Origin of the sequence: Microbacterium sp. NPDC055988 (assembly GCF_042269505.1) — a bacterium.
GTDB lineage: Bacteria > Actinomycetota > Actinomycetes > Actinomycetales > Microbacteriaceae > Microbacterium.
Genome location: NZ_JBHJXY010000001.1, coordinates 575,970 through 589,829, shown reverse-complemented (window position 1 = coordinate 589,829; position 13,860 = coordinate 575,970). Strand labels below are relative to the sequence as shown.

Sequence of the window (13,860 nt, the reverse complement as noted above, 5' to 3'; positions counted from 1 at the left end):
GCCTCAGTAGCTGCAGTCGTAGCCCTGGTACACCCAACGGGAGGCATTGGTGTAAGCCGAGCCGCTCTGCTGATCCTCGTTGGGACTGTTCACGTAGCGGCGGGTGGCGACGGCGCCGTTGCCCCAGGTTCCCGACCTGGTTCCCGTTCCTGCCGTCCCGGTGATCTTCAGGGTCACAGTATTCGTGGCGGAGCCTTCCACATACGCGTGCATGGGCCAATAGCAGTCGTGTGCGCCGTAGTACGTCGTCATCGCGGCGGCGGTCAGCGCTGTGATCGCGACCAAGGCCATGGCGCTGATCGTTCCTATCAGCCCCAGGCGAACCTGCTTCTTCTTTCCACAATGGTGACCTCTCCCTATCGTCAGTGATGAGTAAAACATTACTGACGATAGGGGAAAAGCAATGAAAAGTATGTCCCCCGTTCGGGGGACATACCCGTCTTGGCGGCGCCTGGGTCTCAGTCGCCGAGCGCGGCCGACACCACAGCGCGTGCCTCGGCCTGCACCTCGGCGAGGTGCTCAGGACCGCGCAGGCTCTCGGCGTAGAGCTTGTACACGTCTTCGGTGCCCGACGGCCGGGCGGCGAACCAGGCGTGCTCCGTCTGCACCTTGAGCCCGCCGATGGCCGCACCGTTGCCCGGCGCGTGCGAGAGCTTCGCCGAGATCTCCTCGCCGGCGAGGGTCGTCGCCGTCACGGCTTCGGGAGCGAGCTTCGCGAGCGTCGCCTTCTGCTCGGGCGTCGCCGGAGCGTCGACGCGCTGGTAGGCCGATGCCCCGAACGCAGCCTCCAGCTCGCGGTACCGCTCCGACGGGGTCTTGCCGGTGACGGCGATGATCTCGGCGGCCAGCAGGCACAGCAGGATGCCGTCCTTGTCGGTCGACCAGACCGAGCCGTCGCGGCGGAGGAAGGACGCGCCGGCCGACTCCTCGCCGCCGAACGCGACCGAGCCGTCGAGTAGACCGGGCACAAACCACTTGAACCCGACGGGCACCTCCAGCAGGCGCCGGCCGAGCGATTCGGCGACCCGGTCGATGATCATCGACGACACGAGCGTCTTGCCGATCGCGGCATCCCGCGGCCAGTCCTGCCGGTGCGAGAAGAGATAGTCGATCGCGACGGCGAGGTAGTGGTTCGGGTTCATCAGCCCGGCATCCGGGGTGACGATGCCGTGCCGGTCGGCATCCGCGTCGTTTCCGGTGAGGACGTCGTATGAGCCCTTCTTCGCAACCAGCGAGGCCATCGCCGACGGCGACGACGGATCCATCCGGATCTTCTCGTCCCAGTCCAGGGTCATGAACCGCCAGGTCGGGTCGACCTCGGGGTTCACGACGGTGAGGTCGAGATCGTGCATCTCGGCGATCAGCGACCAGTACTCGACGGATGCTCCGCCGAGGGGGTCGGCGCCGATGCTGACTCCGGCCGTGCGGATCGCGTCGATGTCGATGATGGAGGGCAGGTCGCGCACGTAGGCGTCGCGGAAGTCGTAGCCGTTGAGCCCATCCCAGTCGACGTCGGCGAAGCGTACGAGCTCGACGCCGTCGAGCCCCGCGGCGATCAGTGCATTCGCCCGGTCGGCGATCCAGCCGGTGGCATCCGTGTCGGCGGGTCCGCCGTGCGGCGGGTTGTACTTGAAGCCGCCGTCGCGCGGAGGATTGTGCGACGGGGTCACGACGATGCCGTCGGCGCGGCCCGGGTCATCCGACGCGCGTCCGCGGTTGTACGTGAGGATCGCGTGGCTGAGCGCCGGCGTCGGCACCCACGAGTCGCGGGAGTCGACGCGCACGTCCACGCCGTTGGCGAGCAGCACCTCGATCGCGCTGCGCTCGGCGGGCAGCGAGAGCGCATGCGTGTCGCGACCGAGGAACAGCGGGCCGGTGATGCCCTGAGCTGTCCGGTAGTCCACGATCGCCTGCGTCGTGGCGAGGATGTGGTTCTCGTTGAAGCTGTTCGACAGCGACGATCCCCGGTGGCCGCTGGTGCCGAACACGACCCGCTCGGCCGGGGCGTCGGGGTTCGGCGTGCGGTCGTAGTAAGCGGCGATCAGCTCGTCGACATCGATCAGGTCACTTTCCTCCGCGGGGAGGCCGGCACGGCTGGTCATCTCTTCAGTCTGCCCCCTGATCGGCAGGTTCGCATCCGCGAAGTCATCCGCATATCGGACTGTCGGCTGAGGGATAAGGTGAAACCCGTGACTGAACGCCGTACCTACAGCTATCTGGGCCCCGCCGGAACCTTCACGGAGGCAGCGCTGGAACAGGTGGCAGAGGCTCGCGGTCAGCAGTGGCGCTCCGTGCACAACGTGGGCGAGGCGCTGGCCGATGTTCTCGAGGGTCGCAGCGATGCCGCGATGATCGCGATCGAGAACTCGATCGAGGGCGGTGTCTCCACGACGCAGGACGCCCTCGCGACGCTCCCCGGCCTGCGCATCGTCGGCGAGTATCTGGTGCGGGTGAACTTCGTGCTCGTCGCGCCGCGGGGAACCACGCTCGACCAGGTCGAGGTGATCGCGGCGCATCCGGTCGCCTACGCCCAGTGCCACGGCTGGCTCGGCGAGCACCTGCCCTCGCACTCGCACGTGCCCGCATCGAGCAACGTCGCCTCCGCGATCGGCGTCCTCGAGGGCACGCTCCCCGCGCAGGCGGCCATCGCGGCGCCCGGCATCGTGAACCACTACGACGTCGACGTGCTCGCGGAGGGCATCGGCGACAACGCCCAGGCCGTGACCCGCTTCGTGCTGGTCACCCGCACGACCCGTTCGCCTGAGCCGACCGGAGCGGACAAGACCTCGCTGATCGTCGAGCTGCCGCACGACCACCCCGGTTCGCTCCTCGAGATGCTCGAGCAGTTCTCGACCCGCGGCATCAACCTGTCGCTCATCGAGTCCCGGCCGATCGGTGACGAGCTCGGCCGCTACCGGTTCGTGATCGACGCCGACGGCCACATCGAGCACGAGCGCATGGCCGATGCGCTCCTCGGCATCCGTCGGTTCAGCCCCCGGGTGGTGTTCCTCGGTTCGTATCCGCGCGCCGACCGGCAGATCGTGCACTATCCCGAGCGCTACTCCGATGACGTCTTCATCGAGGCGCGCGACTGGCTGCGCGGCATCCTCTCCGGCGAACCCGACGTCTGACGTCACCCGCCCGACCGCCCAGCACGATCAGGCGGATGACGCGGCTCAGTGCTCCTGGAAGCGCGGCCAATCGCTGCCCGGAGCCATATGGGAATGCAGGGCGCCCTTCGCCGAAGCGAGGTTCGGATATGTTCCGGTCACCTCGTCGGAGCCGACCATGGTCACGGTGTAACCGGTGTCATCGTGGCGGATGCTGCCGACGACGCCGTTGCGGCCGTAGGCGACCCAGAGGGCGAGAGTCTTGGTGGTGCTCATCATCGAACTCCTTCTGCTGCTGCCGACAGTGCGATCGCCGAAGGGGCTGCGCCCCTGTCGACGGCACTGCTGGTGACGCTACGCCTGTGCCGGCGGGAAAGCCAGGGCTTGACAGGCGTGCGGGGTCAGCGGAGGAGTGCGGCGGCGATGAGCTCCAGCGTCTGTGCACGACCGGTCGGCGCGTCGTTCGGCTCGGCGTCGTAGGCGCCGGCGACCGGAGACAGCATGACCTCGTCGACGCCGTACCGTTCGGCGAAGGCGCTGACCTCCGCGGACACACTCTCACCCGTTCCGACGATCCACCGCGAGCGCGCAGCCTGTACGACCTCGTCCGTCGCGGCGTTCGTCTCGGCGGCGGCCGCCTGCTCGACTGTCTCGAGAGCGGCGAGCGGCTGGTTCAGCCGCAGTCGGGCCATCATGCGCAGCTGAGGCAGGGCACGGGCCTCCGCCTCCTCCTGCGTGGGCGCGGCGACGGCGTTGACCGTGAGGAAGGTGCGTGGCACCGGGTGCTCCTCGCTCGGCCGGTAGCCGGTGCGGTAAAGATCGAGCGCGCGCTCGAGGCCCTGCCCCGAGAAGTGGTTCGCGAAGACGTAGGGCAGACCGTGCGACGCGGCCAGCTGTGCGGAGTAGTCGCTCGAACCGAGCAGCCACACCTCGGGGGTGCCGGTCGCGGACGGCGTCGCGCGCACGGTGTACTCGCCACCCGAGGTGAACCGCAGCGCGGCGCCCTCGGCCGAGAGCAGCGCCGCGATGTCCTGCACGTGGCGGGGGAACTGCTCGACGTCGCTCGTGGTGCCCGAGCCGCGCAGCAGCTGGGTGATGACGGGGTCGCTGCCGGGGGCGCGGCCGAGGCCCAGGTCGATGCGTCCGGGTGCGATGGCCTCGAGCGCGGCGAACTGCTCGGCGACGATGAGCGGGGCGTGGTTCGGCAGCATCACGCCGCCGGAGCCCAGACGCATGCGGGAGGTGCGGGTGGCCGCTGCGGCGATCAGCACCGGAGGAGTGGTGGATGCCACCGACGGCATGTTGTGGTGCTCGGCGAACCAGTAGCGGCGGTAGCCGAGCCGGTCGGCGATCTCGGCGAGGGACAGGGAGGCGGCGATGGCCTCGGCACTGGTCTGGCCGGCGCGAACCGGGACGAGGTCGAGGACGGAGAGGGCTGTATCGGACATCCTCTCCTGCAACGCGCGGCGTGCCGCCTCCATTCCCCCTTGTCCCACCTGCCGAGACCCCGCTTTCCCGCCGAGACCCCGGGGTGTGGCTGCACGCGGCCCGGGGTTTCGGCGGCAGCCCGGGGTCTGGGCTGGCAAGTCGGCGGCGATACGCTTCCCTCATGGAAGCGGGTATCTTCTACGTCCTCGTCGGCTCGGTCGCGGTGGCGGCGTTCGCACGCTCACGGGGGTGGCCGGCACCGCTGCTCGTGACGGTCGTCGCGCTCGCCGTATCGTTCCTCCCGTTCGTCCCCGACATCGACATCGACGGGCACCTGCTCCTAAGCCTGGTGCTGCCGCCGCTGCTGTACTCGGCCGCACTGGACGTGTCCTTCGTCGGATTCAAGCGCAGCCTGCCGCAGATCCGTCGGCTCGGCATCTGGCTGGTGCTGATCACCGCGCTCGCGGTCGGCTTCGTGGCCTGGTGGATCTTCCCCGCGCTCACCCTCCCCGGCGCGCTGCTGCTCGGCGCGATCGTCGCCCCGCCCGACGCGGTGTCCGCCGCGGCGATCGGCCGCCGCCTCGGTCTGCCGCGCCGGATCATGACCGTCCTCTCGGGCGAGAGCCTCATCAACGACGCCACCTCGCTCACGCTGTACCGGGTGTTCGCGGCGATCCTGGCGGGGGCGACGGTCTCGGTCTGGGAGGGCATCGGGCAGTTCCTGCTCGCGGTCGCGATCGGTGTCGGTATCGGCCTCGTGTTCGGGATCGTCCTGCATCAGCTGCGGATGCGCATCAGCGATGCGGTCGTGATCGGCACGTTCGGGCTCCTCGCTCCCTTCGGGGCCTACGCGATCGCCGAGCATCTGCTGGGCTCCGGGGTCCTCGCCGTCGTCGCGATGGGTCTCTACGTCGGCTACAACTCCCCGCGCACCGACTACACGACCCGTCAGCAGGAGAAGCCGCTCTGGCTCTCGGCCGACCTGCTGCTGGAGAGCTTCGTGTTCGCGTACATCGGGCTGCAGTTCCCGCGCGTGCTCCGCGATCTCGGCAGCGAGTCGGTCGGGCACATCCTGCTGCTGTCCGGCGCCGTCCTGCTCGTGGTCCTGATCGTGAGACCTCTCTACATCTACCCGACGAGTGCCTGGGCGAACTTCCAGGACCGCCGGAAGCTCGAACGGTGGGATCGCGGTGTGCAGAGCGGTGAGTTCGAGAAGCGGCACCGCAAGTCCCGTCGCTGGGGGGACTACACGGCCGACGAGCTGCGCAGTCAGATCGTGCGCGACCGGATGGCAGGGCTCAAGCTCACCTGGAAGGACAGTGCCGTCATCTCCTGGGCGGGGATGCGCGGAGTGGTCACTCTCGCGATCGCCGTGGCCGCCGCCGACCTCGCGACGCTCGACACCGAGGCCTCGCATGCCATCGTGGTGGTCGCCTTCATCGTCACCGTGGGCACTCTCCTGTTGCAGGGGCTCACGCTGCCCCTGCTCATCCGCAGCCTCGGGATCGCCAGCGACACCGATGAGAAGGAAGACGAAGAGGCTCTCGCCGCAGTCAGGGCGAAGAGCCGTGAGGCCGGCAAGGAGTTCCTCGCCGAGAAGCGCCGCGAGTGGGAGGCGAAGTACGGCGAGGTCGATCTGAGTGTCTTCGATGCCTTCACCAAGCGCATGACCCGCGTCGAGAAGGACACCGACGAGGCCCAGAAGGTGGAGGATGCCGCGAGCCGACCGTCCTACGACGACCTCGTGGCCCTGACGAAGGGGTGGCTGCAGGTGCGCCGCGAGATCCTCCTCGCCGAGCGAGACGCGGGCAATCTCGACGAAGAGGTGATGCGCGAGCTCATCGCGGCGATGGATGCCGAGGAGCTCGCACTCGACACCCGCGGTGTCACGCGCCAGCCCGGCCGCGCCTGGCCCCGAGACACGAGAGCGCCTCACCCCGCGAAGGGGTGAGGCGCTCTCGGGCCGTGGGCGGGTCAGCGCGCGCCGACCGGCTCCTTGTCCGAGGTGGCATCCGCCTCGGGAGCGTCGTCGTCTCCGGAGTCGTCGGCGAAGGGCAGGCCCTCGCGGGGAGCGTTGTAGAGCTCCTCGTTCAGGATGCCTTCGCGCTTGGCGACGATCGTCGGGATCAGTGCCTGACCCGCGACGTTGACCGCGGTGCGGCCCATGTCGAGGATCGGGTCGATCGCGAGCAGCAGTCCGACGCCTTCGAGCGGCAGGCCCAGGGTCGACAGCGTCAGGGTGAGCATGACGACCGCGCCGGTGGTGCCGGCGGTGGCGGCGGAGCCGACGACCGAGACGATCACGATCAGCAGGTACTGCACGAAGTTCAGCTCGATGCCGAAGAACTGCGCGACGAAGATCGCGGCGATGGCCGGGTAGATCGCGGCGCATCCGTCCATCTTCGTGGTTGCGCCCAGCGGCACGGCGAAGGAGGCGTAGGAGCGGGGGACGCCCAGGTTGCGCTCGGTGACGCGCTCCGTGAGCGGCAGCGTGCCGATCGAGGAACGGCTGACGAAGGCCAGCTGTACGGCGGGCCACACACCCGAGAAGTACTGCTTGATCGACAGGCCGTGCGTGCGCACCAGGATCGGGTACACGACGAACAGCACGAGCGCGAGGCCGATGTACACGGCGGCGGCGAACCAGCCGAGGGAGGCGAGCTTCTCCCAGCCGTACTTGATCACGGCCGAGCCGATGAGGCCGAACGTGCCGAGCGGGGCGATGCGGATGATCCACCACAGCACGCGCTGGATGACCTTCAGCAGCGACTCGGTGAAGACGAGGAAGGGCTCGGCCTTCTTGCCGGACTTGAGCGCCGCGATGCCGATGACGGCCGCGACCACGATGACCTGCAGGATGTTGAAGCCGACGCTCGACGAGAACGTTCCGTCGGCTTCGCCGGGCGACGTGCTGACCGTGAGGCCGAGGAAGTTCTGCGGGATCAGGCCCAGCAGGAAGTTCCACCAGGTGCCGACGGTGTACGGTTCGCCGGTCTCGAGGCCCTCGCCGGCGCGGCTGCCGGGCTGGATCACGAGGCCGAGGACGATGCCGATGATCACGGCGATGAAGGCGGTGAACGCGAACCACAGGATGGTCTGGCCGGCCAGGCGGGCGGCGTTCTGCACGCGACGCAGGTTCGAGATGCTGGCGACGATGGCCGTGAAGATCAGCGGGACGACGGCGGCGCGCAGCAGCGTCACGTACGAGTTGCCGATCGTGTCGAGGGTTGCCGACAGGCCGTTCGGGTTCTCTGCCGTGGCTCCGAGCTGGCGGCCGATCAGACCGGCGGCGATGCCGAGGACGAGGGCTGCGAGGATCTGGAAGCCGAACGAGGTCAGCAGCTTCCGGACCGGCCCGCGAGTGTCAGGCGCCTTCTGGGCGCGTGCGGTGGTGCTCATGGGGTGGGGACTCCAGAAATCGAGGCGCGCCGAGTGCGCGCTGTCGAGGCTCAACGCTATGTCTGCCTGGGAATTCCCTGGGCGGATGTGACGCCGGATGACGCTCGAACCTGAATCCGCTCGGTGTAGCCGGCAGGCCTGGTTCCGGTCGCACTTCCTGCCGCCTGAACGCGCCACGAGCGGCAGGAACTGCGACCGGAAACGGGGTTCCCGTTCAGCGCGGCGCGAGCACCAGCAGGTCGCCGGGGGAGCAGTCGAGCGCCTCGCAGATCGCGCGCAGCGTCGAATAGCGGATGGCGCGGGCGCGGTCGTTCTTCAGCACCGACAGGTTCACGATGCTCACGCCTACCGCGGCGCTCAGCTCGGTCAGCGTCATCCCGCGGTCGGCGAGCAGCTCGTCGAGCCGGCAGTGGATGCCGGTGAGCTCGTCGTCGCTCTCGGCCGGGGTCACACCAAGCCCTCCGTGTCCTTCTGCAGGCGCTCGGTCTCCTGCTGCAGGCGAGCCCGGTCCTGTTCGAGGCGCATGCCCTGGCGGAAGACTGCGGCGAGAGCGACGAGCGCGAGCGCGGCCCCGAAGGGGAGAGGGGTGACGGTGAGCTGATAGGCCGCGGGGTACCACTCGCTGTCGGGCGGGAACACCTCGCGCAGCCCGGCGGTCGCAGCGATCCCGCCCAGCAGGTCGGCCGCGACACCGAACACGAGCACCGCGATGGCACCGCCCACGAGAGCCCGCGTGACGGTGCGCGAGAACACGCGCCCGCGCAGCGTGTGGAAGCAGATGACCGCGAGGATCACGGCAGGCATGGTCGTCAGAGCGAGCGTGCTCAGCTGGGCCGCCGCGGCGAGCAGCCGGAGCCCGAGCGAGGCGTTCCCGACGGTGAACTCCGAGAGGCTCTCGCCCCGGCAGCTGAGCATCGTCGTGCCGCTGTCGCCGAATTCGGAGCAGGGAAGGTTCGCCGGCCAGTCCAGGTAGACGTACGTCTGCCCGTCGAGCTCGGCCCAGTCGACCGTGAATGCTTTCACGATGACGATCACCGCGCCTACGATCCCGAGCAGGATCCACCACGCGGAGAGGGTGAGGGCGGCATCGAGCGCGACCGTCCGGCTCCCGCGGCGGCGACTGTTCCACACGACGACCGCGACGATCAGGGCGATCACGCCGAGACCGATGCCGATGTAGAGCAGGGACTGCCCGAGCTCATCCGATCCGAAGGTGAGCATCAGACGAGTCCCTCCGTCTCCTTCTCGAGCGCCGACTTCTCGTGCTGCAGGCGGATGCCGCGGCGGAATGCGACGGCGACCAGGCCGACGGTCACCCCGGTGGCGAAGAACGGCGCGATCGTCCAGAACTCGATCGGATGCACGGGCTCCCCCTCGCCGAGGCCGAGGGCGGCGGTCACGCCGTTGCGTCCCATCGTCTCCAGGATCACGATCAGGATCGGTGCTCCCACGAGCGTCCATCCGATGACGTTGAACGCCCGCACGTTCGCGCGGACGAAGAACCGGCCGCGCAGGAAGTTCCAGGCGACCAGGGTCACGCTGGCGATGACCAGGAGCGCCGCGAGCGCCCACAGCGCGATGGCGGCGATGATCGCGACGATCGACACCGCGTCCACGCCACTCGCGATGACCATCGCCTCATCGGCGAACCCCTCGATGGAGATGGCGCCGGAGTCGGCCGTCGCCGAGATCGGCTGCTGGTCGATGGGGATCGTCCAGGCGATCCCGGTCTCGCGGAACGTGCGCGCGACGCGGAGGATCGTGGCGAACGCGACCGTGACCAGCGCCACGGCGGCGTAGAGGATCACGGTGATGGCGTCCGCCGTCTCCGATCGGGTGGCCCTGCTGGTCGTGTTCGTCGCGAGCATCAGACCAGTCCTTCCGTTTCGCGCTGCAGTCTGCGCCCGATCTCGAACAGACCGGCCACGAGGGCGAGGGCGAACGCCCAGCCCACCGGCGCCAGGTCGAACTGTACGAGGAGCGTCCACAGCACATCCTCGACTTGCGGGTCGGTGTTCGCGAGGTCCTGCACGATCATGGCCCGGCCGATGCCTCCCGCGAACTGTCCGAACAGCGAGCCGGCGATCATCAGGATGGAAGCGACCGCGAACATCCAGCCGAGCGATGCGCGGAACGGACGCGAGCGGATGAGGGAGACGCCGAGCCACCAGACGCCGGCGCACAGCGCCACGGTCGCGAGGGCGGGGAGCAGCGTCTCGAGGAGCAGCATCCAGCGGGCGCCGGTGGGCATGGCCGGCACGGTGACGAGTGCGGTGTCGACCGTCGCCGCGCTCACACCGGCGACATCATCCAGCGCGGTCAGGTCGACGTCGTGCACGGGCATCGACACCGTCGGCGTCGTGCCGAAGATCTCGGAGGCGGCGGAGGTGACGGCGACGATCGCGCCGATCCCGACGCTGACCGCGCCGGTGGCGATGAGTCCGAGGGCGATCCCGTCGGCGAGTGAGGGGCGTCCTTCTCTGGTGAGCATCGCTGCCTCCTGGGGTTCGGTTGTTATCGACAGTCGTTAACATAACGACTGTCGATAACTCGGTCAACCCCCGGTATGCCCACGGCGAACACGGGCATACCGGCCCTGCGCGGTGGTTACTCTCGATGTACAAGCGCTTCACGCGTCTTCGCCCCGTGCGAATAAGGAGTCACAGCATGTTCGAGAGATTCACGGACCGAGCCCGTCGAGTGGTCGTCCTCGCCCAAGAAGAGGCGAAGATGCTCAACCACAACTACATCGGGACCGAGCACATCCTGCTCGGCCTCATCCACGAGGGTGAAGGCGTCGCTGCCAAGGCCCTCGAGAGCCTCGGCATCTCCCTCGACGCCGTGCGCGAGCAGGTGCAGGACATCATCGGCCAGGGCCAGCAGCAGCCGACCGGGCACATCCCGTTCACGCCGCGCGCCAAGAAGGTGCTCGAGCTCAGCCTCCGCGAGGCTCTGCAGCTCGGTCACAACTACATCGGCACCGAGCACATCCTGCTCGGCCTCATCCGCGAGGGTGAGGGCGTCGCCGCCCAGGTGCTCGTCAAGCTCGGCGCCGACCTCAACAAGGTCCGCCAGCAGGTCATCCAGCTGCTCTCCGGAGCCCCTGGCCGCGAGCCGGCATCCGTCGGCGCGCAGACCAACGACTCGCCGGCCGGAGCCCAGGGTGGTTCCGCGGTGCTCGACCAGTTCGGTCGCAACCTCACCCAGGCCGCGCGCGACAACAAGCTCGACCCGGTGATCGGGCGCGAGAAGGAGGCGGAGCGGGTCATGCAGATCCTCTCCCGCCGTTCCAAGAACAACCCCGTCCTGATCGGCGAGCCCGGCGTCGGCAAGACCGCCGTCGTCGAGGGCCTGGCCCAGGCGATCGTCAAGGGCGATGTGCCCGAGACGCTGAAGGACAAGCAGCTCTACTCGCTCGACCTCGGCTCGCTCATCGCCGGTTCCCGCTACCGCGGTGACTTCGAGGAGCGCCTGAAGAAGGTCACCAAGGAGATCCGCACGCGCGGCGACATCATCGTCTTCATCGACGAGATCCACACCCTCGTGGGCGCGGGTGCCGCCGAGGGCGCGATCGACGCGGCGAGCATCCTGAAGCCGCTGCTCGCCCGTGGTGAGCTGCAGACGATCGGTGCCACCACGCTCGACGAGTACCGCAAGCACTTCGAGAAGGATGCCGCGCTCGAGCGCCGCTTCCAGCCGGTGCAGGTCAACGAGCCGACGCTGCCGCACGCGATCAACATCCTCAAGGGACTGCGCGACCGCTACGAGGCGCACCACAAGGTGCAGATCACCGACGGCGCCATCGTGGCCGCGGCGAACCTCGCCGACCGCTACGTCTCCGACCGGTTCCTCCCGGACAAGGCCATCGACCTGATCGACGAGGCCGGCGCACGCCTGCGTCTGTCGATCCTGTCGAGCCCGCCCGAGCTGCGCGAGTTCGACGAGAAGATCGCCGCCGTGCGCGAGCAGAAGGAGATCGCCTCCGAGGAGCAGGACTTCGAGAAGGCCGCCTCCCTCCGCGATGAGGAGAAGAGCCTGCTCGCCGAGCGTCTGCGTCTCGAGAAGCAGTGGCGTGCGGGCGACGTCGCGACCTCCGCGGTCGTCGACGAGGGTCTGATCGCCGAGGTGCTCGCACAGGCCACCGGCATCCCCGTCTTCAAGCTCACGGAAGAGGAGTCCAGCCGACTCGTCTTCATGGAGAAGGCTCTGCACCAGCGCGTCATCGGTCAGGAAGAGGCGATCGCCGCCCTCTCCAAGACGATCCGTCGCCAGCGTGCCGGTCTCAAGGACCCGAAGCGCCCCTCGGGCTCGTTCATCTTCGCCGGACCCACGGGTGTCGGAAAGACCGAGCTCGCCAAGGCCCTCGCCGAGTTCCTGTTCGACGACGAGGCAGCCCTCATCTCCCTCGACATGAGCGAGTTCGGTGAGAAGCACACCGTCTCGCGTCTGTTCGGTGCCCCTCCCGGATTCGTCGGATTCGAAGAGGGTGGCCAGCTCACCGAGAAGGTGCGCCGCAAGCCGTTCAGCGTGGTGCTGTTCGACGAGATCGAGAAGGCCCACCCCGACATCTTCAACTCGCTGCTGCAGATCCTCGAAGAGGGTCGGCTCACCGACGGCCAGGGTCGGATCGTGGACTTCAAGAACACGGTCATCATCATGACCACCAACCTCGGTGCACGCGACATCGCGGGTGGTCCCGTCGGCTTCCAGATCGAGGGCAACGACTCGACCAGCTACGACCGGATGAAGGGCAAGGTGAACGAAGAGCTCAAGCGGCACTTCAAGCCCGAGTTCCTCAACCGCGTCGACGACATCATCGTGTTCCCGCAGCTGTCGAAGAGCGAGCTGGTGCAGATCGTCGATCTGTTCACCAAGCGCCTCGGCGAGCGTCTGCTGGACCGCGACATGACGATCGAGCTGTCCCAGGCCGCCAAGGAGCGTCTCATCGAGATCGGCTTCGACCCGGCGCTCGGCGCCCGACCGCTGCGTCGCGCGATGCAGCACGAGGTCGAGGACCGTCTGTCGGAGAAGATCCTGCACGGCGAGCTCAACTCCGGTGACCACGTGAAGGTCGATGCGAAGGACGGGGAGTTCCTGTTCGAGCACGGCCCGCGCGGCGAGAAGGTCGCGGTCGGCGTCAACACCGGCGGCGGCGCGATCGCCGGCACCCCCGACCTGGCGGTCGCCAGCGGGGAGTGATCTCCGGCTGAATCACGAAAGGGGCGGATGCTGTGGCATCCGCCCCTTTCCTGTGTCCGGCACAGGAGGGCACAACTTCGGAGATCGCGCACGCCGCGCCGTCTTCCAGCGCGGGGTCCCGGCGTGTCGTCGCGGATCTCCGAAGTTGTGTCGCGCGGGGAGGATCTCCGAAACTGGGCCGCATCTGGGAACGGCTCGGAGTCGCGGGTTCTAGGGTGGATGCGTGAGCGAGTACATCGTCCGACCGGCGCGCAGCGCTGACATCGTCGGCATCCGCAACCTGCTGCAGCCCCTCGTCGAGCAGCGCATCCTGCTCGGCAAAGATCTGGCGGTGCTCTACGGCGCCGTGCAGGAGTTCGTCGTCGCCGAGGCCGATGGCGTGCTGATCGGATGCGGCGCGCTGCATGTGTTCTGGGAGGACCTCGGCGAGGTCCGCACCCTGCTCGTGCAGGACGACTGGCTCCACCACGGTGTCGGACGGGCCATCGTCGACCGGCTCGAGGAGAACGCACGCACGCTCGGGCTGTCGCGCCTGTTCTGCCTCACGTTCGAGGTCGAGTTCTTCAGCCGCCGCGGTTTCACGCCGATCGGCGAACAGGTCGTCGACCCCGACGTCTACTCCCAGCTGCTGCGCAGCGGCGACGCGGGTGTCGAGGAGTTCCTCGATCTCGCACACGTCAAGCCGAACACGCTCGGCAACACGCGCATGCTCAAGGTGCTCTGA

At 68.3% G+C, this 13,860-nt stretch carries 13 protein-coding genes; 4 read left to right on the top strand and 9 right to left on the bottom strand.

Translation table 11 applies throughout. The annotated features are described in order from the left end of the window. Window positions 1-3: 3 nt before the first annotated feature. The gene (locus ACFC14_RS03020) at window positions 4-285 is read right to left on the bottom strand and encodes a hypothetical protein (RefSeq protein WP_376101154.1); all 282 of its coding nucleotides are present in this window, start codon (window positions 283-285) and stop codon (window positions 4-6) included. Between the two features lie 173 nt (window positions 286-458). Beyond that, complete coding sequence (pgm, locus tag ACFC14_RS03015; protein ID WP_376101153.1) at window positions 459-2,102, bottom strand: phosphoglucomutase (alpha-D-glucose-1,6-bisphosphate-dependent); 1,644 nt, start codon at window positions 2,100-2,102, stop codon at window positions 459-461. Window positions 2,103-2,180: 78 nt separating this feature from the next. Here pgm and pheA point away from each other — a divergent pair, with 78 nt between their 5' ends. Then, a complete protein-coding gene (gene pheA, locus ACFC14_RS03010) occupies window positions 2,181-3,131 on the top strand; it encodes a prephenate dehydratase (RefSeq protein ID WP_376101152.1) in 951 nt (316 codons plus the stop codon). A gap of 45 nt (window positions 3,132-3,176) precedes the next feature. Here pheA and ACFC14_RS03005 read toward each other — a convergent pair whose 3' ends face one another. Together ACFC14_RS03005 and ACFC14_RS03000 are read right to left on the bottom strand one after the other, a co-directional pair. Then, on the bottom strand, window positions 3,177-3,386 hold the full coding sequence (locus ACFC14_RS03005; RefSeq protein ID WP_136041584.1) for a methyltransferase: 210 nt from the start codon (window positions 3,384-3,386) through the stop codon (window positions 3,177-3,179). A 125-nt stretch (window positions 3,387-3,511) separates the two neighbouring features. Then, window positions 3,512-4,558, bottom strand: a complete 1,047-nt coding sequence (locus tag ACFC14_RS03000; RefSeq protein ID WP_376101151.1) for an LLM class flavin-dependent oxidoreductase — start codon at window positions 4,556-4,558, stop codon at window positions 3,512-3,514. A gap of 161 nt (window positions 4,559-4,719) precedes the next feature. On the opposite strand from ACFC14_RS03000, the gene ACFC14_RS02995 reads away from it, so the two are divergent. After that, window positions 4,720-6,489 carry a cation:proton antiporter gene (locus tag ACFC14_RS02995; protein WP_376101150.1) on the top strand — a complete coding sequence of 590 codons (1,770 nt, stop codon included), beginning with the start codon at window positions 4,720-4,722 and terminating at the stop codon, window positions 6,487-6,489. 23 nt (window positions 6,490-6,512) lie between these two features. Here ACFC14_RS02995 and ACFC14_RS02990 read toward each other — a convergent pair whose 3' ends face one another. The 5 genes from ACFC14_RS02990 to ACFC14_RS02970 all read right to left on the bottom strand — a co-directional run bounded on the left by ACFC14_RS02990 (window position 6,513) and on the right by ACFC14_RS02970 (window position 10,428). Further along, window positions 6,513-7,937: a dicarboxylate/amino acid:cation symporter gene (locus ACFC14_RS02990; protein WP_376101149.1), complete on the bottom strand. Its 1,425-nt coding sequence runs from the start codon at window positions 7,935-7,937 to the stop codon at window positions 6,513-6,515. Between the two features lie 214 nt (window positions 7,938-8,151). Then, entirely contained in the window at window positions 8,152-8,388 is a 237-nt protein-coding gene (locus ACFC14_RS02985; protein ID WP_376101148.1) for a helix-turn-helix domain-containing protein, read from the bottom strand. Then, entirely contained in the window at window positions 8,385-9,158 is a 774-nt protein-coding gene (locus ACFC14_RS02980; protein WP_376101147.1) for a hypothetical protein, read from the bottom strand. Before ACFC14_RS02980 ends, ACFC14_RS02985 begins: the two co-directional genes overlap by 4 nt. Further along, window positions 9,158-9,805, bottom strand: a complete 648-nt coding sequence (locus ACFC14_RS02975) for a hypothetical protein (RefSeq protein ID WP_376101146.1) — start codon at window positions 9,803-9,805, stop codon at window positions 9,158-9,160. Before ACFC14_RS02975 ends, ACFC14_RS02980 begins: the two co-directional genes overlap by 1 nt. Beyond that, a complete protein-coding gene (locus ACFC14_RS02970; RefSeq protein ID WP_376101145.1) occupies window positions 9,805-10,428 on the bottom strand; it encodes a hypothetical protein in 624 nt (207 codons plus the stop codon). Before ACFC14_RS02970 ends, ACFC14_RS02975 begins: the two co-directional genes overlap by 1 nt. Window positions 10,429-10,604: 176 nt before the next feature. On the opposite strand from ACFC14_RS02970, the gene ACFC14_RS02965 reads away from it, so the two are divergent. Beyond that, window positions 10,605-13,136, top strand: coding sequence for an ATP-dependent Clp protease ATP-binding subunit (locus ACFC14_RS02965; protein ID WP_376101144.1), 2,532 nt, complete (start codon window positions 10,605-10,607; stop codon window positions 13,134-13,136). A gap of 223 nt (window positions 13,137-13,359) precedes the next feature. Continuing rightward, a complete protein-coding gene (locus ACFC14_RS02960) occupies window positions 13,360-13,860 on the top strand; it encodes an amino-acid N-acetyltransferase (RefSeq protein WP_029262444.1) in 501 nt (166 codons plus the stop codon).